This window comes from Diaphorobacter ruginosibacter (assembly GCF_014395975.1).
GTDB classification, from domain to species: domain Bacteria; phylum Pseudomonadota; class Gammaproteobacteria; order Burkholderiales; family Burkholderiaceae_C; genus Diaphorobacter_A; species Diaphorobacter_A ruginosibacter.
Map to the genome: position 1 here is coordinate 2,841,378 of NZ_CP060714.1, position 20,221 is coordinate 2,861,598.

Annotated in this window: 21 protein-coding genes and 2 tRNA genes; 11 read left to right on the plus strand and 12 right to left on the minus strand. The window is 61.6% G+C overall.

Annotated features, from left to right (window positions below):
- The 3 genes from H9K76_RS12815 to H9K76_RS12825 all read left to right on the plus strand — a co-directional run bounded on the left by H9K76_RS12815 (position 1) and on the right by H9K76_RS12825 (position 1,675).
- On the plus strand, positions 1 to 561 hold the full coding sequence (locus H9K76_RS12815; protein WP_187595813.1) for a septation protein A: 561 nt from the start codon (positions 1 to 3) through the stop codon (positions 559 to 561).
- Entirely contained in the window at positions 561 to 821 is a 261-nt protein-coding gene (locus tag H9K76_RS12820) for a BolA family protein (protein ID WP_187595814.1), read from the plus strand. Before H9K76_RS12815 ends, H9K76_RS12820 begins: the two co-directional genes overlap by 1 nt.
- A 68-nt stretch (positions 822 to 889) precedes the next feature.
- Positions 890 to 1,675, plus strand: coding sequence for a peptidylprolyl isomerase (locus H9K76_RS12825; RefSeq protein ID WP_187595815.1), 786 nt, complete (start codon positions 890 to 892; stop codon positions 1,673 to 1,675).
- Between the two features lie 369 nt (positions 1,676 to 2,044).
- On the opposite strand, the gene H9K76_RS12830 is transcribed toward H9K76_RS12825, so the two are convergent.
- A complete protein-coding gene (locus H9K76_RS12830) occupies positions 2,045 to 2,824 on the minus strand; it encodes a heparan-alpha-glucosaminide N-acetyltransferase (protein WP_187595816.1) in 780 nt (259 codons plus the stop codon).
- Positions 2,825 to 3,326: 502 nt separating this feature from the next.
- Between H9K76_RS12830 and H9K76_RS12835 the strand changes: the two genes are divergently transcribed.
- Positions 3,327 to 5,084, plus strand: a complete 1,758-nt coding sequence (locus H9K76_RS12835; protein WP_187595817.1) for an amidohydrolase — start codon at positions 3,327 to 3,329, stop codon at positions 5,082 to 5,084.
- Positions 5,085 to 5,170: 86 nt separating this feature from the next.
- Here the strand turns inward: H9K76_RS12835 and H9K76_RS12840 are convergent.
- The 4 genes from H9K76_RS12840 to H9K76_RS12855 all read right to left on the minus strand — a co-directional run bounded on the left by H9K76_RS12840 (position 5,171) and on the right by H9K76_RS12855 (position 7,364).
- Positions 5,171 to 5,247 (minus strand) — tRNA-Pro (locus tag H9K76_RS12840).
- 182 nt (positions 5,248 to 5,429) lie between these two features.
- Positions 5,430 to 5,506: transfer RNA gene (locus tag H9K76_RS12845), tRNA-Pro, on the minus strand.
- 142 nt (positions 5,507 to 5,648) lie between these two features.
- Positions 5,649 to 5,906: a translation initiation factor IF-1 gene (infA, locus tag H9K76_RS12850; RefSeq protein WP_187595818.1), complete on the minus strand. Its 258-nt coding sequence runs from the start codon at positions 5,904 to 5,906 to the stop codon at positions 5,649 to 5,651.
- Between the two features lie 243 nt (positions 5,907 to 6,149).
- Positions 6,150 to 7,364 carry an HPP family protein gene (locus tag H9K76_RS12855; RefSeq protein ID WP_187595819.1) on the minus strand — a complete coding sequence of 405 codons (1,215 nt, stop codon included), beginning with the start codon at positions 7,362 to 7,364 and terminating at the stop codon, positions 6,150 to 6,152.
- Positions 7,365 to 7,664: 300 nt separating this feature from the next.
- Between H9K76_RS12855 and asd the strand changes: the two genes are divergently transcribed.
- The 4 genes from asd to H9K76_RS12875 all read left to right on the plus strand — a co-directional run bounded on the left by asd (position 7,665) and on the right by H9K76_RS12875 (position 10,389).
- Positions 7,665 to 8,504 carry an archaetidylserine decarboxylase gene (gene asd / locus H9K76_RS12860; RefSeq protein ID WP_187595820.1) on the plus strand — a complete coding sequence of 280 codons (840 nt, stop codon included), beginning with the start codon at positions 7,665 to 7,667 and terminating at the stop codon, positions 8,502 to 8,504.
- Positions 8,505 to 8,755: 251 nt separating this feature from the next.
- A complete protein-coding gene (locus H9K76_RS12865; protein ID WP_187595821.1) occupies positions 8,756 to 9,139 on the plus strand; it encodes a hypothetical protein in 384 nt (127 codons plus the stop codon).
- A 291-nt stretch (positions 9,140 to 9,430) separates the two neighbouring features.
- Complete coding sequence (locus H9K76_RS12870) at positions 9,431 to 9,991, plus strand: Rrf2 family transcriptional regulator (protein ID WP_187595822.1); 561 nt, start codon at positions 9,431 to 9,433, stop codon at positions 9,989 to 9,991.
- Between the two features lie 116 nt (positions 9,992 to 10,107).
- Entirely contained in the window at positions 10,108 to 10,389 is a 282-nt protein-coding gene (locus H9K76_RS12875) for a hypothetical protein (RefSeq protein ID WP_187595823.1), read from the plus strand.
- Positions 10,390 to 10,433: 44 nt separating this feature from the next.
- Here the strand turns inward: H9K76_RS12875 and H9K76_RS12880 are convergent, their stop codons facing one another.
- The 4 genes from H9K76_RS12880 to H9K76_RS12895 form a co-directional block, all read right to left on the minus strand.
- Positions 10,434 to 10,661, minus strand: a complete 228-nt coding sequence (locus tag H9K76_RS12880; RefSeq protein ID WP_187595824.1) for a hypothetical protein — start codon at positions 10,659 to 10,661, stop codon at positions 10,434 to 10,436.
- Between the two features lie 445 nt (positions 10,662 to 11,106).
- Positions 11,107 to 11,301: a hypothetical protein gene (locus H9K76_RS12885; RefSeq protein WP_187595825.1), complete on the minus strand. Its 195-nt coding sequence runs from the start codon at positions 11,299 to 11,301 to the stop codon at positions 11,107 to 11,109.
- Positions 11,298 to 12,500 carry a PepSY-associated TM helix domain-containing protein gene (locus tag H9K76_RS12890; RefSeq protein ID WP_187600626.1) on the minus strand — a complete coding sequence of 401 codons (1,203 nt, stop codon included), beginning with the start codon at positions 12,498 to 12,500 and terminating at the stop codon, positions 11,298 to 11,300. Before H9K76_RS12890 ends, H9K76_RS12885 begins: the two co-directional genes overlap by 4 nt.
- A 28-nt stretch (positions 12,501 to 12,528) precedes the next feature.
- The gene (locus H9K76_RS12895) at positions 12,529 to 14,685 is read right to left on the minus strand and encodes a TonB-dependent siderophore receptor (protein ID WP_425489582.1); all 2,157 of its coding nucleotides are present in this window, start codon (positions 14,683 to 14,685) and stop codon (positions 12,529 to 12,531) included.
- Positions 14,686 to 14,991: 306 nt separating this feature from the next.
- Between H9K76_RS12895 and H9K76_RS12900 the strand changes: the two genes are divergently transcribed.
- A complete protein-coding gene (locus H9K76_RS12900) occupies positions 14,992 to 15,393 on the plus strand; it encodes a DUF6157 family protein (RefSeq protein ID WP_187595826.1) in 402 nt (133 codons plus the stop codon).
- 229 nt (positions 15,394 to 15,622) lie between these two features.
- Here the strand turns inward: H9K76_RS12900 and H9K76_RS12905 are convergent, their stop codons facing one another.
- Positions 15,623 to 16,540: a putative molybdenum carrier protein gene (locus H9K76_RS12905; RefSeq protein WP_187595827.1), complete on the minus strand. Its 918-nt coding sequence runs from the start codon at positions 16,538 to 16,540 to the stop codon at positions 15,623 to 15,625.
- A gap of 327 nt (positions 16,541 to 16,867) precedes the next feature.
- Here H9K76_RS12905 and H9K76_RS12910 point away from each other — a divergent pair, with 327 nt between their 5' ends.
- The gene (locus H9K76_RS12910) at positions 16,868 to 17,533 is read left to right on the plus strand and encodes a P-loop NTPase family protein (RefSeq protein ID WP_187595828.1); all 666 of its coding nucleotides are present in this window, start codon (positions 16,868 to 16,870) and stop codon (positions 17,531 to 17,533) included.
- A 39-nt stretch (positions 17,534 to 17,572) separates the two neighbouring features.
- Here the strand turns inward: H9K76_RS12910 and H9K76_RS12915 are convergent.
- Together H9K76_RS12915 and H9K76_RS12920 are read right to left on the minus strand one after the other, a co-directional pair.
- Positions 17,573 to 18,819, minus strand: a protein-coding gene (locus H9K76_RS12915) for an IS3 family transposase (RefSeq protein ID WP_246475000.1) whose coding sequence is annotated in 2 segments (ribosomal slippage) — positions 17,573 to 18,474 and positions 18,474 to 18,819 — 1,248 coding nt in all. Because the reading frame shifts where the segments join, the coding sequence is not laid out codon by codon here.
- Positions 18,820 to 18,962: 143 nt separating this feature from the next.
- Complete coding sequence (locus tag H9K76_RS12920; RefSeq protein ID WP_187595829.1) at positions 18,963 to 19,628, minus strand: PDDEXK nuclease domain-containing protein; 666 nt, start codon at positions 19,626 to 19,628, stop codon at positions 18,963 to 18,965.
- Positions 19,629 to 19,933: 305 nt separating this feature from the next.
- Between H9K76_RS12920 and H9K76_RS12925 the strand changes: the two genes are divergently transcribed.
- Positions 19,934 to 20,146 carry a hypothetical protein gene (locus tag H9K76_RS12925; protein WP_187595830.1) on the plus strand — a complete coding sequence of 71 codons (213 nt, stop codon included), beginning with the start codon at positions 19,934 to 19,936 and terminating at the stop codon, positions 20,144 to 20,146.
- The last annotated feature ends 75 nt before the right edge of the window (positions 20,147 to 20,221 follow it).

The following is a 20,221-nucleotide window of genomic DNA, read 5'->3' on the forward strand; positions in this document are numbered from 1 at the left end:
ATGAAACTGCTACTCGACTTCTTCCCCATCATTCTTTTCTTTGTTGCCTACAAGGTCTGGGGAATCTACGTGGCCACCGGCGTCGCCATCGCGGCCACGGTGGTGCAACTGGCCTACATGCGGGTGAAGACCGGCAAGACCGAACCCATGCAGTGGGTGAGCCTTGCCATCATTGTCGTGTTCGGCGGGGCAACGCTGCTGGCCCACAACGAGGACTTCATCAAGTGGAAGCCCACCGTGCTGTACTGGGTGATGGGTGCCGTGCTGCTGATCGGCCAACTGTTCTTCAAGAAGAACTTCATCCGCAGCCTGATGGGCTCGCAGATCCAGCTGCCCGAGCCCGTGTGGAAAAACCTCAACTGGGGCTGGACAGGCTTCTTCGCCGTGATGGGCGCGCTCAACCTGTGGGTGGCCTTCAACTTCGACACCGATACCTGGGTGAACTTCAAGCTGTTCGGCGGCATGGGCCTGATGATCGTGTTTGTCATCGCCCAGGCGATCTACCTGAGCCGCCATGTCACGGAAGACGAAACAGCCAAGGTGGAGGATGCCAAGCAATGATGGCCGTCACCGCCGAGAACATGCAGGAACTTCTTGCACGCGAATTGTCTCCGACCCAACTGGAGGTGATCGATGAAAGCGGCCTGCATGCAGGCCACGTCGGTGCGAACGGCACCGGCTTCGGCACCCATTTCCGTGTGCGCATCGCGTCGCCCCGGTTCGAAGGAAAGTCCAGAGTCGCCAGGCATCGGCTTGTGTATGATTCGCTGCAGGTTTTCATCGACAACGGCGCGCATGCCATTGCCATTGAAATTCTCTGAAACATGCCGGCTCAAGCCGGCCGCAGAATGAGAGTTCTGCAAAACAATCTCCTTTTTTTGGATTTCCAATGAAGAAAAAGCTCATGTCCGGCCTCGTGGCCGCCGCGCTGCTGGGTGCCGTGGTTCTGCCCGTTTCCGCACAGAACCTCGCGATCGTCAACGGCAAGCCGGTTCCCAAGGAACGTGCCGAAGCCCTGAAGCAACAGGTGGAAAAGTCGGGCCGCCCCATCACTCCCGAGGTCGAAGGCCAGATCAAGGAAGAAGTCATCGCCCGCGAAATCTTCATGCAGGAAGCCAAGAAGCGCGGCCTGGAAGGCTCTGCCGACTACAAGGCCCAGATGGAACTGGCCCGCCAGACCATCCTGATCCGCGAGCTGTTCGCCGACTACCAGAAGAAGAACCCCGTCACCGACGCAGACATCCAGGCCGAGTACGACAAGTTCGTGGCGTCCAATTCCGGCAAGGAATACAAGGCCAGCCACATCCTGGTGGAAACCGAAGACCAGGCCAAGGCCCTGATCTCGCAGATCGAGAAGGGTGCCAAGTTCGAAGAGTTGGCCAAGAAGGAGTCCAAGGACCCCGGATCCGGCGCACGCGGTGGCGACCTGGACTGGGCCAGCCCCAGCAACTACGTGGCCGAGTTCACCGAAGCCATGGTCAAGCTGAAGAAGGGCGAAATGACCCACGTGCCGGTCAAGAGCCAGTTCGGCTACCACATCATCCGCGTCGACGACGTGCGTGATGCGCAACTGCCCAAACTGGAAGAAGTGAAGCCCCAGATCGCACAGCAACTGCAGCAGCAGAAGCTGGCCAAGTTCCAGGAAGAACTGCGCTCCAAGGCCAAGATCCAGTAATTTCCGCCACGGAAATCACTACCAATCGAAAAAAATGGCTCGACATATGTCGGGCCATTTTTTATTTCCAAGCCCCATGAGATACGAACTCTCTTTGGAGTTCATCACAAACCACCGGGATTGAGCACAAGGTTTTCCAAACAGCCGCCTGCGCAGCGCGCGCCCGCTATGAAACTGCCCACCCCAATGCTGAGATGGCCCCTCAGATGCGACGCAAAGGCGTAGACAGTACTTTGGTACGGCAAGCCTTTGCAACAAAGTATGAGGGGCCATATCAGCACCTCAAAACGAAAACGCTCAACCCAAGCGCCGCAAACCAGTTCGTCAGATGAGCCCATCCACCCTGGTATTCCACAAAGAACCTATCCCCTACGCTTTCAGCCACCATGCCAGCGCGCCCAGGATGCCTAGCATGACGGGCTGGTGCAACAGGTAGTAGCTCAGGCTCCACCGCCCCAGCCAGGCCAGCGCCCTGCCCGGCGCGGGCAGTGCGCAACCCAGTCGGTGCGCGTGGCGCGCCTGCAGCCAGCGTCCGCTCGCCATGCCCCACCACATCACGCCCAGCCATGGAAACACTGGCACATAGTCTTCCGTGAACGGCTTGCGCGTGACCAGGCCAAGCCAGTTCAACGCCCTGCCGTTCATCGCGTCCGCCCACGCGGCACCGCCCCCGGAGAGCCACCACTGAGCCAGCCACGGCATGGCGAGCGCCAGCGCTCCTGCCGGCCAGAGCCAGCGGCCCCAGCCTGCCGTCAGGCGCACGACCACCAGCATCACGGCAATCCCGTGCAGCACGCCGAAGTGGATATAGCTCCTGGGAAACATCCACCAGGACCCCAGGGACACCAGTGCCGCCGCCAGCGCGATCTGCAGCCAGCGTCGGCCGAACCGGCTCCAGCTCTGGCCCTGCACATATGCGATCGATTGCCCGAGCCCCGCGCAGAACAGGAAGAGGCTCACGATGCCCACCCGCTGCAGGGTCCAGAACGGGTCGGAAAGAAAGTCCTGCTTCCACCAGCCCATGTAGGACAGGTCGAAGCAAAAATGAAAGACGGTCATCCAGACCATGGCCGTGCCTCGCAACGCATCGACCACGTCGTAGCGGGGAAAGCGTAGCCTGGGCATCGTTTCGCGATTGCTGCTGCTCATGCTCCGCATTATCCCCAGCGCTCAGGTCGCTTTGCATGGTTTCGCCCATCTTCGGCACGGCCCCCTGCCTCCACCAGCGGCCAGCGGGCGCAAAGAATTGAGTCACCTGCCGGCCGTCGGTCTCCCGCCGCAAAAAGCATTCACGCCTTTGCATAGTCAAACAAAATACACATTTCCGAACAGGGTATTTTGTGCAAGGAAAAGCTGTTCAATGATTCGGCCCTGTATGCATTTGCCAGTTCGGAAAATAGTTTTCACCCCGAGTGCAAACTGGCGCACATATTCATTTATTTCGTCATATCGATATTCGATTTATTCCAATCAATATGCACGTTTACCCTGGAAACGGCTGCCTACAATGACTTCCAGCCCATCCCCGGCACTGGCCCCATCGAATCCGCCGCACTGGTTCTATGGCCATTTTCCTGCACCTGCTAATTTTCCCCGCGTCATGCGTGACATGACATTCCTATCGGATATTAAAAACACAGGAGATCAAAATATGAAGAAGAATATCCCGGCGCGCGCAAACACCTTGCCGGAGCATCTTCCCCAATACCTGCTGCGCCTTTCAGCGGCTGCCTTGGGTGCAGCCGTCCTTCTCTCCGGCTGCGGGGGAAGCGGCAATGGCTTGAGCGCCAAGGACGCCGCGCAGATCGTCTACCGCAATGGCGACATTCTCACGCTAGACAAGGACAACACGGTCGTGCAGGCCATCGGCATCAAGGATGGAAAAATCATTGCATCGGGCAGCAGCGCCACCGTCGATGCACTGGTGGGACCGGATACCAAGGTCGTCGATCTCAAGGGCAAGAGCCTGATTCCCGGCTTCTACGATGCGCACAGCCACTTCGTCTACACGGGCACGAACGCCAGGTTCGAGACGGACCTGAACAGTCCGCCGATCGGCCAGGTCAGATCCATCGACGACATGGTCGCCCTGCTCCAGAAAAAGCAGGCCGAACTCGGCAAGGACGCCTGGATCACCGGCTTCGGCTACGACGACACGCTGCTGGCGGAGCGTCGCCACCCCACGCGTGAAGACCTTGACCGTGTCTCCACGACTCAGCCGGTCTATGTGACGCACATTTCCGGCCACATGGCTGTCGCCAACAGCTTCGCCCTGGCCAAAGCGGGGATCAATGCCTCCTCCACTGATCCCGAGGGCGGCATGATCGGTCGTGACAAGCAGGGCCAGCCCGATGGCTTCCTGGCCGAGACGGCGCAGGGTCTCGTGGGCAACCTCAAGCCCGGCCTGACAGCGGCACAGGTGCAGGAAGGCATACAGGCGGCTGCGCAGATCTACGCGTCGCACGGCGTCACCACGGCCAACGACGGCGCCTCGAGTGCCGGCGGCATCCAGGCCATGGAGGCGGCTGCCCAGGGCGGCCGCCTGCCGCTGCGTGTCGTGGCATGGCCCACGGCGCTGCAGGGCATGGAGGCAGCAAAGAAGGTCGAGCTCAAGAGCGGCATGGTGAAGATCGGTGGCATCAAGGACTTCTACGATGGCTCCATCCAGGGCTACACAGGCTACCTGAGCGAGCCCTACCACACACCCCATGACGGCGACGCGCACTACCGGGGCTATCCGCGCACCAGCAAGGCCAACCTGATCGCCAACGTCGAAGCCGCGCACAAGGCCGGCTACCAGCTGTTCATCCACACCAACGGCGACCAGGCCATCAGCGATGTGCTCGAAGCCTACGCGAAGGCGCAGCAGGCCTCGCCACGCGCCGATGCGCGCCACACGCTGATCCACGCCCAGATGGCGCGAGAGGACCAGCTCGACGAAATGAAGAAGCTCGGTGTCATTCCCTCGTTCTTCGAGCTGCACACCTACTACTGGGGCGACCGCCACCGTGACATCTTCCTCGGCCCCGATCGCGGCGCGCGCATCAGTCCGGCGCAGTCCGCCAGGCAGCGCGGCCTGCCCTTCACGCTGCACGCGGACACTCCGGTGGTGCCGATGGATCCGCTGCTCATGGTCTGGGCCGCGGTCAATCGCGTGACCACGGGTGGCTCGGTATTGGGTGCAGACCAGCGCATCAGCCCGACCGACGCACTGCGCGCGCTGACCATCAACGCGGCGCACCAGAACTTCGAGGAGAAGGAGCGCGGTTCGATCGAGGTGGGCAAGCATGCCGACCTGGTGGTGCTCTCGGACAACCCCACCAAGGTGGACCCGATGAAGATCCGCAACATCGAGGTGCTGCAGACCATCGTGGGCGGCAAGCAGGTCTATGCCAAGCCGGGCCAGTGATCCGGGGGCCCGGGACAGGATGGGCCTGAGGCGGACCTGAAATGACAAAAGGCCTTGGGTCATTACAACCCAAGGCCTTGAATCAATGGTCGGAGCGGCGGGATTCGAACTCGCGACCCTCTGCTCCCAAAGCAGATGCGCTACCAGGCTGCGCTACGCTCCGACAAGACTTGTATTCTAACCTCTTTATCAGGCGCCTCCGGGAAGAAACGCCAAAATAAATTCATGCGCGAAAGCGCGTCCACTGTCATCGCGACAGAGCCCTCAAAAGACAGACCCACAGACGCAGACAAAGGATAAAAGACAAAAGGCCTTGGGTCATTACAACCCAAGGCCTTGAATCAATGGTCGGAGCGGCGGGATTCGAACTCGCGACCCTCTGCTCCCAAAGCAGATGCGCTACCAGGCTGCGCTACGCTCCGACAAGACTTAGATTCTAACCGGCTATTTCAGCACTTTCTGAAAATACGGGAGAATTTTTTACATCGCCCTGCGCTTCAGTCACCACACAGGTCCGATGGCGCCGCAGGGCCATGGGCGCGCGGCATCGATCCATCAGGGGGATCAACGATTGCCCGACTGTCCGGGGCCGGGGCCGCGGCCAGCCAGGTGGCGGAACGTGATGCGGCCCTTGGTCAGGTCGTAGGGAGACATCTCCAGCGAAACCTTGTCACCCGCCAGAATGCGGATGTGGTGCTTGCGCATCTTGCCACCCGTGTAGGCGATCAGTTGGTGTCCATTGTCCAGGGTGACGCGGAAACGGGAGTCGGGCAAGACTTCGGTCACGCTTCCTTGCATCTCAATCAGTTCTTCTTTGGCCATTTTCAGTCTCGAAAATTCAGTGTAGGTGGCAGTTGCCCACAAACGGCAGCAACCGAGGTTCGCCGCTGCCCTGGCTTGCCAGAAGTTTGAGCGCGGTACAAAAGTGGGCTGGAATCAATCACCGCGTTCAATGCCAGAGTCGAAGAATTTCGAGGGGGACGTCCGCCTGGGACTGCCCGGCAAAAGCTGAATCGCTGGGTGATAAGCCCTCCATTGTAACTCGAAGCGCCAATGCAGGTGAAATCAGGGGGTGAGCGCGTCCGCCAATGTCTTGATCACGTCGGTCTGACTGATGATGCCGATCAGGCGATTTTCGTCATCCACGATAGGAACATGCCGCCGGCCCTTCGCGGAGAACATGGGCACGAGGTCCATCACATGCTGGTCCATGCCCGCCACCTGCACGGGCGACGACATCACCGCGCCGATATGCTGCGCCTTTTTCGCACCGCGCCGTGATATCAGCGAACGCAGCCTCTGCCCCAACCCCGCCTTCTCCTCCGGTGCGAACTCGTGGTAGAGCAGATCGGTGGTGGTGATGATGCCGATCACGGCCTGCTCGGCATCGACCACCGGAAGCGCCTTGACCGCATGCTCCTGCATCAGGGCCCAACCTTCGGCCAGCGACGCACTTTCGTCGATGGCATGGACAGGCGAGGACATGATGTGCCGGCATCGCAGGTCGCCCAGGGTGCGCTGGAAGGCCGCCTTGGCGGCGTGCTCCATGAGCCGCTCCAGGTCGCCGCGGCTGATGTCGAGTACACCGTTGTAGCTCTTGAGGGCCGCGTCGAGGTCTGCCGTCGTGAACGGGCTGTGCTTGCCGCCCGCCGCGGCTGCCGCCGTCTTCTCCGCCGGTTTTTCGTGCGGATAGGCGCGCCCCGTCAGGCGGTTGTAGACGATGCCGATCAACACCAGCAGCAACACGTCGAACAGCACGAAGCCGAGATAGCGCCCGGTATGGGTGGCAGGTTCGAGCACGGCCAGCAATGCAAGCGATGCGCCCGGCGGATGCAGGCTGCGGAGCAGCAGCATCACGCCCACGGCCAGCCCCACGGCCAGCGCCGCCGCGAGAATCAGCGGCGACACGAAGTGCGCCACGACCACCCCGATGGCGGCCGACACCACGCTGCCCGCCACGACAGCCCAGGGCTGCGCCAGGGGACTGGACGGCAGGCCGATCACCAGCACGGAGCTGGCCGCCAGCGACGCCACCATCCAGAGGCCCGGCGGATGCAGCAGCCCCCACAGCTGTGCGCAGATGGCAATGATGCCCACCGCCAGCACAATGCCCAGCAACATGCGCAGCCGCTCCTTGCGATCGACCTGCACGGGTGCGGGCATGAACCGCCTGAGCCAGACCCGGCCAGGCAGCACCGGCACTGGATCATCGCTCGGATTGGCACGGGAGGAGTCGGCGGGGTCGCCAGAACGGGATGGCGAACTGGATGGGGTGGTCATGCGGGAAGTCAGTGCGCGTCTTCAGCCAGCGGGGAGGCACGGGTATGCGCAGGTGCACATAGGCGGACGCAGGGTGTGCGGAATTATCTTGCCTGTGATGGAGTTCTGCTCGAAGTCAGGAATTGCAGAGACCTGTGCGTGGCAGGCCCATGTTGCAGCCAGCAGACGTTCATGCCACCGGGGTTTCCCGAATGGTCAATGCAATTGCCCAATGTCGGCGTATTCGCTCAGGGAAATTGGCAGGCGGCGTCCTCGCCAGCGCCAGTAGAATGAGCCGCTACAAAAAAGGATGCAACCCACGTGTCAGATCGACTTGCCGTACTCCCCCAATACCTGTTTCCCAAACAGGCGCTCACCGAATTGATGGGGCATCTGGCCAATTTGCGCGCCGGCGGGCTCACCACCTGGGTCATCCGCAAGTTTGTCGATCGATACAAGGTGGACATGAGCGAGGCCGCCGATCCGGACATCGCGAGCTACGCCACCTTCAACCAGTTCTTCACGCGCGCCCTCAAGGAGGGTGCCCGCCCCCTGGCGCAAGCCCGCGCCGTCTGCCCGGTGGATGGCGCGATCAGCCAGCTGGGCCCCATTGCCGACGACCAGATTTTCCAGGCCAAGGGCCATAGCTACAGCACCACCGCCCTGCTGGGCGGAGACAAGAAGCTGGCCAAGACCTTCGCCAACGGCAGCTTTGCCACCATCTACCTGAGCCCCCGCGACTACCACCGCATCCACATGCCGTGCGACGGCCAGCTCACCCGCATGATCCACGTTCCGGGCGACCTGTTCTCCGTGAACCCGACCACGGCCCGCGGCGTGCCCGGCCTGTTTGCGCGCAACGAACGCGTGGTGTGCATGTTTGACACCCCGCTGGGCCAGATGGCCCTGGTACTTGTGGGCGCGACCATCGTCGGAAGCATGGCCACGACCTGGCATGGCGTGGTCAACCCACCGCGTCCCGGCGGGATCCGCAACTGGCTGTACTCCAGCGGTCAGGTCAGCCTGCGCCAGGGCGACGAGATGGGACGCTTCCTGCTCGGCTCCACCGTCGTGCTGCTGTTCGAGCGCGGAGCGGTCCAGTTCACGGAGCGCTGGAAGGCAGAGCTGCCCGTGCGCCTGGGCGAGGCCATGTCACGCTGAAAATCCCTGCTCCCTGTCACCCCCAACTGCGGTCAGCCGGCGCTCCAGCGCCGACAAGGTGGAATGCAGGGGAACCAATTTCCATCGAGCTCGTCGAAACGACAGGCGTCTTTCCCGACCAAAACACTTCCTTTGCTTCTATATAGATAGCAACCAACTCATGCCCGTCAATGATTGGGAAAGTGATTTGCTTGGAGCCGCTTTTTCAGGACAGGATCAACAACCATTGGCTTGCGTATAATTTCAGCATCATGTTTCGGTGGGTTATTGCGCTGATCAGCGCATATTTCATTCTCGGTCTCGGAGTTTCCGCATACGGCGCCACGCCGAAGACGGCCCTCCAGTCTCAGGCCGCCCACAGCATGGTGAATGCCGTCGCGCATGATGCGGCCGAATGTGCAGACACCCTGGATGCGCACACCTCCACGGCCGATTCCACCTTCCCTTCGTCGCCCCTCCAGCTGGTGCTGGACGACCTCGTAGTGGATCTTCCCGATCTGCTCGATCCCCCCCGCATGTTCTCCCCCGGCGACTCCCTGCGTGTGCGCCCGCATGTCGCGCGGCTGGTGCCGCCGCACTCTCCCTCCCTGAAGCGCCGGCCCAAGCCGCCCAAAGCTCCGTACACGCTGGCCTGAGGCGGGTCCTCATGCACGCGTGTCCAGCCGACCGGACGTCCTGCTTCGCAGAGAGCGTCCCTAGGCAGGCAACGCCTGACTGACCACCGGACCCCGCCTTGCACGAGGCTGGCCGCACCTGCTCCTTTCTTCACAAGGCAGCCAGGTCCGGCGACGTTCGCAGCCTCCAGCACAGCGCCCCTACCCTGAAAAAGACGTTCCCTGGCAGTCGAGCCTTCCGGCCAACGTCATACAGCCCCATACAAAAAAGCCTGCCATCACAAGCGGCAGACAACACTTCAGGAGCCCATCATGCGCCTCACCACCCGCGGAAAAATGGCCGTCACCGCCATCACCGATCTCGCCTCCCGCTCGCACGGCCATCCCGTGGCCCTGCCGAGCATCAGCGCGCGCCAAGGCATTTCGCTCTCCTATCTCGAGGACATCTTCAGCGCCCTGCGCCGGGCGGGCCTCGTGCGCAGCATCCGCGGCCCCGGCGGCGGATACACGCTCGCCCGCCCCGCCAGCGAAGTCTCGGTCGCCGACATCGTCAGGGCGTCCGATCGCATGCTGTCGGACGACGGTGACGACTCCGGCAAGCTGCGCGAAGACTCCCCCTCCGGCCGCATGACGGCCGAGTTGTGGAGCAGCTTCCATAGCCGCGTGCTGGACTACCTGCAGTCCGTGACCGTGGCCGACCTCGTGGCACGCCAGGGTGCGCAGGTCAGCGAAGCGCCTGCCCGTGCCAGCACCGGAGGACTGAATTCCGCCATCCAGCGCCTGAAGTCCCGCCCTGCGGCCAAGACACAGTTTCCGGCGCAGCACGTGCCCAACTCGGTATTTGCGCTGGGTGCGCTGGGCGCCCGGTCCTGACGTGATGGATTCGGGGCGATCCTCGCGCCCTGCCCGGCTGCCGCAGTCTGTACAGGAGTGAATGGCTTCTGTGCAGACTGCGACAGGCTGGCCCGCCAAGCGAATAAACTCCAGCCATGTCCGACATCTACATGACCGTGGTTCACGCGTTGCGTGCGCACTGGAAAGCGCACAGCGACGCCTATCCCCAGAAGATTGTTCTCTCCCAGGCACAGGCGGAGAGATTGCTTGAGCTGCAGCAGATCGGCATGGTTCCGTTTCCCGATGCCCGCTCGACACCCCGCATCGACCGCTTCATGGGCACGGCCATCGAGATCGATCCCTCATCGGCTGGAATGCTGATTGCGCATGACGGCACGCAGGTCCCCCTCGAACAGCCAGCAGAAACCCAAGCCTGACGGACGGTGCCATGCGCCCGGCCTGCGGCGCAACCCACCTCGCATCACTTCACCCGCCAGATCATGCTGCGGCGGATCTGCTCCCGCAGCAAAAGCCCACCAATATCCGTCAGCTCGTTGATGTCCTCGGAGGACAGCTTGTCGATGTTGAGAGAAATCCAGATGGCAAGCCGCGAGATGGCCTCGCTCGGATCGCGCTGGGCATGCCTTGCCTCGAGCACTTCCGCCCGCTTGCGGAACATGGCGACAATGGGGTGTTCGTCAGTTTCCATGGTTGTCTCCTGCCGGCAGACGCCATCCATCATGTCTTCGGCGACAGGTTACCGAAAAGCCGCTCCGTGAGTGAGTTCACGAACTTCCCGGCATTCCCAACACCCAGGTACGGCGCCAGAACGGCTTGAAGCGCCCCGGAAAGCCCCCTTCTTCCCACGTACCCATGACCCGTCATTGATTTTGCTTTTTCGTATCAGTTTGCTCCAGAATTTTTAAAATTACTATCCCCCGAACAAGGTAGGCCTGTGCCCCGCCGCGCCAGGCAAAAAAAAGCCACCCGAAGGTGGCGAGGGCAAAGAGGTATTTCACTCTTGGCAAGCATCCATAACAACTGATCAATAAAAATCAGTTCTGATTCATGGATCCTACTCCCATTCGACAGAAAAAGCCATCAGGCTCGGCACCGGCGCGCGCAGCACGGGAAGCACAACCGATCTCCAGGCCTCATGGACGTTGCTCAATGCGCCGTACCCAGCCAAACCAGAAGCACACCGCTGTCGGAATGCCCAGCGTCAGCCAGGCCAGCATGTCACCGAAGCCCCCGTCGCTGAACAGCGCAGAGACCAGTCCGATGCATGTGAGCACGCCCATCGCAATGGGCCAGCCCCACAGGGGCCAGAATAGATGGCGCGGCTTCATGATGCGGTTCCCAGGGGTTGTTCGACAGGTTGGTCGGATAGGGGCCTGGCAGGCACCTCGCCGGTCTCGGTCTCGGGCTTGGACCTGGGGTCGGGCACGGGTACGGTCTTGCCCTTCTTGAGCCACAGGTACAGGCCGCTGCCCAGCACGATGATGGTCGCGATGTCCAGCAGCGCCCAGATGATCTGCATGGGCATGCCGCCATAGTCGCCAAAATGCAGCGGCTGCGACACCAGCAGCGCCGTCAGGTACCACGGCAATTGGGGAGCGGCCGTGACCTCCGCGGTCTTCGCGTCGACGAGCACCGGCTGCAGCAGCTTGGACGTGAACGGCTCGTTGCCCTTGAGGAAGAAGGTCGTGTGGTGCGGACTGGAGAACGCCGTGCCCGGGAACGCAATAAACGACAGCTTGGTGTGCGGCGCCTGCGCCTGTGCGACCTCCATCGAGCGCTGCACCGAGCCGCGCTCGGCGACGGGCACCGTCGGCTGCCCCTGGTAGGGCACCATCAGCGCGCTGAGCTGGTCGTACTGCCAGTACTTGATGACCAGGTCGGCCCAGGTATTGATCATGCCCGTGGCGCCCACCACGAAGAGCCACACCAGCGTGACGACACCCAGCAGGTTGTGCAGGTCCAGCCACTTCAGGCGTGTACGCCGGTCGCGTCGCACGGTTCCGAAATCCAGCTTGCGCATGAAGGGCGCGTACAGCACCACCCCGCTGACAATGGCCACGAGCAGCAGCAGCCCCATGAAGCCGAGGAAGAGCTTGCCCGGCAGGCCCGCGAACAGGTCCACATGCAGCTTGAACATCACGTACATGAAGCCCTCGTCGAAGCGCGGCTGAGCGAGCACCTCCGCCGTGCGCGCATCGATGGCCACCGACCGGAAATCCTCCGTGGGATCCGGCGTGGGCGTCATGGTGACGAACCAGAGGTTGTCGTCATCCTCGTCCTTCGACGCGAACTGCACCACGCGGTCGGGGTGCTGCGCGCGCGCCACTTCAAGGACCTTGTCCAGGCTGGCATGCGGCGTGCCGGGCGCCATCTTCGGCGTTTCCACCTCGGTTCCCAGCAGATGACCGATCTCATGATGGAAGATCAGCGGCAGCCCGGTCAGGCACAGCAGCAGCATGAAGACGGTGCAGATCAGGCTGCTCCACTTGTGCACCCAGGCCCAGGTCTTGATGGTTCGATTGCTCATCGACATGATTGGCTTCTCCGCGCCGACATCAGAACTTGTAGGTGGCGCTGGCCACGACATTGCGCCGCGCACCCCACCAGCAGTCACCGCGTGCGAGGCAGGTGCTGAAGTACGACTTGTCCGTCGCGTTGTTGATGTTCAGCGCATAGCGCCACTGGTCCGATTCATAGGCGAACATCAGGTCCAACAGCGCCACCGAGGGCATGCGCGGACCGCGGTCTGCACCCTCCACGTCCTGGAACCCGCTCATGTAGCGCAGGCCCGCGCCGGCCGAGAAGCCCGGCACGCCGGCCAGGGCGAAGCGGTACTTGCCCCACACCGATACCTGGTTGCGCGGCAGGTCGGTAAGCTTGCGATCCACGTCGATGTAGTTGTAGTTCGCGATCACGTCGACGGACTTCGCCAGCGTGGTCTTCATCTCCAGTTCCAACCCCTTGTTCTTGGTCGCATCGACCTGGCGCCCGTAGTTGGGATTGGTGGCATCCGAGACGAGGCGGTTCTTCTCCTTGAGCGAGTAGACCGACGCCGTGAAGCTGCTCGCCGATCCCTCCGGCTGGTACTTGATGCCTGCCTCAACCTGCTCGCCGCGCAGCGGCTTGAACAGGCCGCCGGAGGCATCGGTGCCGGCCTGCGGTGTGAACGATTCGGTGTAGCTCAGGTACGGCGACCAGCCCGAGGGCAGCATGTACATCGCACCCAGGCGATGGCTGGTGGCCGTCGTCGTTTCGGAGGCACTGCCCGCCGAGCCGCTGGTGCTGCGGTCATATCGCAGGCCCGCCACGAAGATCCACTGGTTCCACTTCATCTGGTCCTGCAGGTAGATGCCGGCATTGCGCTGGGTGGTGCGCGGCCGGTCCGTCAGCTCCGTCACCGGCACGTAGCCGCTGCCATAGACCGGCGCGTAGGCGTCGATGGTGCTGTACACCGATCCCTCGCGCTTGTCCTGGCGCTGGCGCGAATACTCGGCACCCAGCAACATCGTGTGCCGCACCTCTCCCGTGGCAAAGTGGCCTTCGACATGATTGTCGATGGCGGTCATGCGGGTCCAGGTCAACGACTTGTCGTTGTAGCGGCCCAGCAGGCGCTGGCCCTCGGGGTCCTGGCTCCAGCCGCCAGGCAGCGAGAACGAATCGGCATAGTGGTAATGCGAGTCGTTGAAGGTGCGCGCCGTGCGGGCGTTCTGGCGGAAACTCCACTCATCGTTGAAGTGGTGCTCGAACTGCCAGCCGAAGGACTTGCGCGTGGTGTCGTAACCGTCGCCGGGCTCGCCGATGAAGCGGCTGCTGGGCAACGGGCCGTTCACGTTCGGCAGGATCGTGCCCTGCCAGGGAAAGAACTGCGAGGTGCTGCCCGTCCTGTCCTTCTGCCACAGGCCCTGCAGCGTGAGCGAGGTAGCGGCGCTGGGTCGCCAGGTGAGCGAAGGCATCAGCAGCGAACGATCGTCCGGCACATAGTCCACCTGCGTGTCGGCCTTGCGCTGCAAAGCGACAAGGCGGTACGACCACGCACCATCGGCGGTGAGCGGCCCCGTCAGGTCGGCCTGGATCTGCTTGCGACCGAACGAGCCGAACTGCACCCCCACTTCGCGCGCGGCCTCGGCCTGCGGACGCTTGCTGACCATGTTGACCACGCCGGCCGCCGTGCCCGCACCAAACAGCATGCCCGCCGGGCCGCGCAGCACCTCCACGCGCTCCAGCGTGTACGGATCGGGCCGCGCAGTGGCCGTGTACCAGCCCGATGAATACATCTGCAGGCCGTCGAGATACAGCGAAGGTTCGCTGCCGCGCACCAGAAAGCTGTCGGAGCGCGAGTCGATGCCATAGGCGTCGGAACGCACGCCCGCCGCATACGTCAGCGCATCCTGCAAATTGGTCGCCCCCTGATCCAGCATCTGATCGCGCGTGACCACCGTCACCGACTGGGGCGTCTCCGCCAGCGGCGTATCCGTCTTGGTAGCCGTGGCAGCACGCCGCGCCCGATAGCCAATTACCGGCGAGGTCGCGGTCTCGGGCGTCGAAGCAGCATCGACCTCCACCGTCGGCAGCGTCATTTCAGGGGACACCGGCTTCGATGCAGGCGCGCCCTGCGCCCATGCGGCCGAGCCGGAGGACAGCATCAGCACGGCAACGGCAGCCGAGAGCGCGGAGCGCGGCAGGTGGAGAGAGTTCTGGTATTGAGGGCTCATTGCATTAATCTTAATGAGTATGATTTTTATTTATTATACAAATGCATGATCGGCATCAAGAAGCAATCGACCCACTGCATGCACCGATTGCCACGCCGGAAAGTCCAATGCATGCAGCCATCCTTCCCCGCAAGCTTCGGAACCAGTGCATCCACCTTGACCCAACAAGGCAGCGCGCTACAGTGCTGAATCAGGCAAGGAGAGGCGCACGGAAATGGCAGGCCACAGTCGGCCGCCTCCTCCCCCACCCTCCTCCGCTGGCAAGGAGACATTCAACAAGGTCAGCGAATCCAATCCGGTAACACCATGACAACAAACTACACGGAAACCTTCATCACCGCCTCGGCCGACAGCACCGCCACCGCGGGAACAACCCCGACAAAGGCCGGCACCGTCGCACAGATCCAACACGCCCTGCTACTGGCGCATCCGTACCACTTCACGAGCGACGATCTGCTATTCGAAGTCCACGCCATCCGCAACCACATCGCACAGAAAGACCGTGAGCAGGCACGCGCAGCGTTCTTCGCCAAATCCCAGGCTTGCCTGCGCGCCTCTCCCCTGGTCAAGCAATTCGGCTGGGGCATCCACCACGACGCCAAAGCCAAGATCGCGGCCTATGGCGTGGAGACGGATGCGTATCGATCTTTTTGCGGAAGCAAGGAATTGAAGACGATGGCGGGGATGCGGAGTCGGCGGGCGGGTTGACCACAGACAGCAAGGCCTGGATTCTTAAGCCCGCCGGGCGCTTGCGCACCTGCCAGCCCTTGCCTTGATTTTGAGGATGCGGTAGTACACAGTGCGGTTGGGAATCTGGCATCACTGACACGACGGGACCAGGCCAACCATCACACCATCGTGCACCAATTCCTGCTGGAGGCCGAGGATCGTTTCGGCTTTTTCCTGCGCTCAGCTCCAACGTCGCCTCACCACAGGTCTACTTTGACTGAAGCACAGCATCCGCCGCCATCAGCATTTCCCCGGTCAGGCGGTAAATGCCCGGCCGCTTGCTTTCGCGCGGGCCAGCCACATTCAGGATCTTCACATCATGCTGGCGCAACCATGCAATGACACGATCCGCCATTTCCTCCGAAACACCGGCATCGACCTGAACAACGAGACAGGGTTTAGCTGACTTCTCAGCAAAGACCTTGGTGGCCAGAGTGCCGCCATCCAGATCACCAAGATTGACGACCAGCGTCGCATCGCTGTCGACTACATTGCGGCGGGTACGTTGTCGGTAACCACCCTCCGCCATCTCTGTGAGCTGATACTTGGCTGGAATGACGCCGTCTTCGGCAAGGCGTCCGTGGGGAGCCCACCCACCATGGATGTAGCCATGCTTGATGGCAAAATCCAGCGCACCTCGATCCGCCCCAGTCTGTCCACCGGAGACAATTCGCTCACAAACGCGACGCGGTTCAGGGAAAGGACTGCGCAAGGGCGGCAGCGACAACAGCGTGCCATCAGCAAGGACTTCCGTGCGTTCCTCGATGCGGTGGTTCGGGTCCTCGAACGGTTTGTCGTACACAACGCGATATGCAGCTCCGACCTCCTCCTTCAGCCACTGGGAAAGTTGCAGACCACGCGTGTGGAAGACGGGCCAATCCCAATCGTCGGCGTTGAAATCATCGGAGTAGAACGCCGTGCGATCGAACTCGATAGCCCAGTCCGCGAACTTGCGCCAGAGCCCTTCTGACATCAAGAACGATTCGTCCCAATAAGTACCATCGCATTTATTGGGGCCGACACCGCCTTGATCGGGGCTGTCGACCAGCCACAAAAATGGCGCATTGCCGTATTCCGCCATCACGGTCAGGATCGGAACGAAGCCGGCATTCTCAGCGTTACCCATCGATCAGTCTCCTTACCACACGAAGGCATATTCCGGTTTGGCGCACTGGGCTGCTGCTCTTCAAAGCGTTCGTTGGGCAGAATCTTCCTTCCAAGTCCGCTCGACACCTCAAAGCAGTCACTGAATAAGCCTCTGACCGCAGCCGCCGATACCAGACGTCCGCTGTACGCATCACATCGAATGGACTGCCCACTGAAAACAGAACTCCCGCCAATCGCGGCAGCGGAGGATTTATTGGAACGTTCTGCATCACCGCTGAATGGAAACCACCGACCCAAGGTATGTTACAAATGCAACCGAGAATAATTAGCACAGAGGAAGACTGATATGCCAGCGAATATCAACAGTCACGTCGTTCGTCTGCACCGCTTCATGCCGTTCAGCGCCGCCCATGATCAGATCTACGAGGAGTACCAGACTGGCGATGACAATCTTGACCTCGCCACGGTGGCTATTTCGTATGCCGCAGATGCAATCAGGGCAGGTGCACGCTGCGTAATACTTACCGGAGATGCCGGTCATGGCAAGACCCACATGTGCAGGCGGCTGATCGAGACTAGTCTACTGGGACATGGCCCTGGAAGCGCAAGGAAGTTTCTGCTCGAAAGCTGCGATGGCAGCTCTGCAATACCTCCGGCGAGCGGGATTGAAGGCGTGCCCCTGCGAATCCACAAGGATCTTTCCGAGATTCAGCCACCTTCAAATGCAGCGACTCTCCTTGAGGAGGCAGGCACTCGAGGCAACGAAGCTCTAGTCGTTTGTGCGAACGAGGGGCGGTTGAGAGCGATCATCAGCTCGAAAAACGCTGGTCCAGTCTGCCGATCAATCTCGAAGCTATTCAAGGATTCATTCGAGTGCGGCGTTACGGCCAACGCAGAAGGCACGGTCCATATCATCAACCTTAACTACCAGTCGGTAGCTGCTCGATCGGATGAGTTCCCAGACAGTTTGCTACGGCGTGTCCTAGTCAGCTGGGTCTCGGACGGCCGGTGATCTTGCCCCCGTAGTTCCGGACACCGTCCAGTCGCTAAGTTAGCCCTGATGGGCGAGGTGATTCTGCCGCCGTCGGAACTCCCTGGGTGACATCATCTTCAAACTCGAATGTGGGTGGATTTCGTTGAAGTGCTCGAACGCACCCGGCAATTGCGCCAACACGGTCGGCGCATCGCGCAGGTCCATACGGCTCATGTAGTCGCGCTTGAAGGTGTTCACGAAGCTCTCGGCCATGCCGTTGCTCTGCGGGCTACACACGGGCGTGTTGATCGGCTTCAGGCCCAGCGATCTAGCAATGCCACGCGTCTCGTGCGCGATGTAGGCGCTGCCGTTGTCGGTGAGGAACTCCAATTCACGCTCCAGGGGCACGGCTTCAACCGTGCCAAAGCGCCGCTCCACGGCTTCCACCAGCATGTCGCGCACAGGCTCTCCCGCAAGTCCCTTGCCCTCCCAAGCCCGCCAGGCCAGGATCTCCCGGTCGCAGCAGTCCTTGGCGAAGGTGGCTGTGACCGTCTCGCCCGAATCGCACTTGATCTCAAAGCCGTCAGAGCACCAGCGCATGTTGCTCATCGGCACACTGACCTGGCCATCGTGAATGCGGCTCGAATGCCGTCGCTTGGGCGCCTTGGGCAACAGCAGTCGATGCCGCGCCATGACCCGGTAGATGCGCTTGTGGTTCAGCGCCTGTTGACCTTGCGAACGTCGCTCTCGATTGAGCAGCGCACCGGCGCGGCGATAACCATAGCTGGGCAACTCGGCAATGTGGCGCCGCAGGTCGGCCAGCAAGAGCTCATCCTGGGCCGGGGTGCGGCCTCTGCGGCTGTCCTGCCAGTGGCCAGGGCGGTGATGCCGCACATGCAGATTCGAGCGCGCCACGCCCAGCACCGAGCAGACCGGCTTCATTGGTCGTCCCCGGGCAACAAGGGCGAGCGCGCAATCCATTTTTTTGCTGCAGCGATCTCCACGGCTTCCTTGAGTATCTCGTTCTCCAAGGTCTTCTTGCCCAACACGCGCTGCAGCTTGGCGATCTCGGCACGGGCGGCTGCCAGTTCCGATGCCGGCACAACGGCCTCGCCTGCACCGACAGCCACCAGCGCGCCTTCGCGCTCCAGCCGCCGCCAAGTGAATAGCAAGCTCGCCGACACACCCTCCTGGCGGGCCACGAGCGAGACGCTCATGCCCGGTTCATACGTCTTGCGAACCAAGGCGGCCTTCTCGGCAGCCGACCAGCGCCGCCTGCGCTGGTCTCGGGTGATGACCTCAATCGTTTCTGTATGCCTAGTCATACGCACAGTCCTATGCCTATCTCGAAGATAAGCGATGGACCGTGTCCGGAGATTCAAGGGGCTATCTCAGACGAGACGCCGTAGGTGGCTCAATGCGTAGTGCGACAGCGGCACGCTGGGACGCCTGCATGCGTGGGACAGAACTACTCGTTGCCCGTCTTGCGCTGTGCGATCTGCAACCGTGCCCGCTCGGTCGCTTGCTGCAACCGTTCCCCCAGCACGGCACGCGGCGGCAAGGTGGTCAGGTACTCAGCGACGTGAATGCCCGACTTGTCCAACTCCAGCAACTCAATCTGTTCGGACTTCTTGCCGGTGCAAAGAATGATCCCCAGGGGCGAGGCTTCCTCCGGCTCCCGCTCGTACCTGTCGAGCCAGCGCAGGTACAACTCCATCTGCCTCTTGTATGCAGCCTTGAACTCCCCGACCTTCAACTCCACCGCCACCAGGCGCCGCAGTTTGCGGTTGTAGAACAGCAGGTCGAGGTGAAAGTCGTCTCCGTCGATCTGGATACGCTTCTGCCGGGCCACGAAGGAGAAGCCCGCGCCCAGCTCCAGCAGGAAGGATTCCATTTCGCGGATGATCGCGGCCTCTAGGTCGGCTTCCTGCCAAGTATCCCGCAAGGCCAGGAAATCGAGGATGTACGGATCACGCATGGCCAGCGAAGGTGACATGCGCTCGGTGCCCTGCAAGGCCGCCAACTCCTGCGCAATCAGCGCATCGGGCTTTTGGGACAGCGCGGTACGCTCGTACAGCATGGAATCCATGCGCTCGCGCAGCGTCCGTACGCTCCAGCGTTGGGCACTGGCCATCTGCGCATAATAGCCCGCATCGAGAAGGCCAGACGGGCACACAAGGGAGATGGACCCAAGCCCTTACTGCTAGACAAGGACAGTGCGCAATGGAAGCAACTTATAGAAGCTGCTGAGGCACTTGCTGTGCATGGCCAGCCGCGGGGCGTCGACTCGGAAATGGGGGTGTAGCGGGCATCATTCCAAGGTTGTTGTCGATCCAGCACAACCGGGGGATCGGCTATGCGTTCAATACCGGGTACCAGGTGCTCAATGCCATCATGCAAAGCGGACCGGACTAACAGCAATGGCACACGCTATATCCCATGGCTGTCAAAGCCTCTGAACTGGAAGCGGAGTTCACTGAGGAGCAGAGGCAGCGCTACGCCGACTGGAGGCAACGCATCATCGACAAGGTGAACACAGGTGACGAGACTCATCTGCGGCCAGCGCATTATGACGCCATACTCAGTATGCTGTTCCCCGCACTGGCACCACGCCTTGCCCATGGGTATGGCTTAAACAAGCAATCCCAATAGCCTCGCAGCAATTGCTCCAAAATCCGAAAAGCTGTAAGGCATCCAAGCGGGACACATTAAATCACCAGCGCTTGG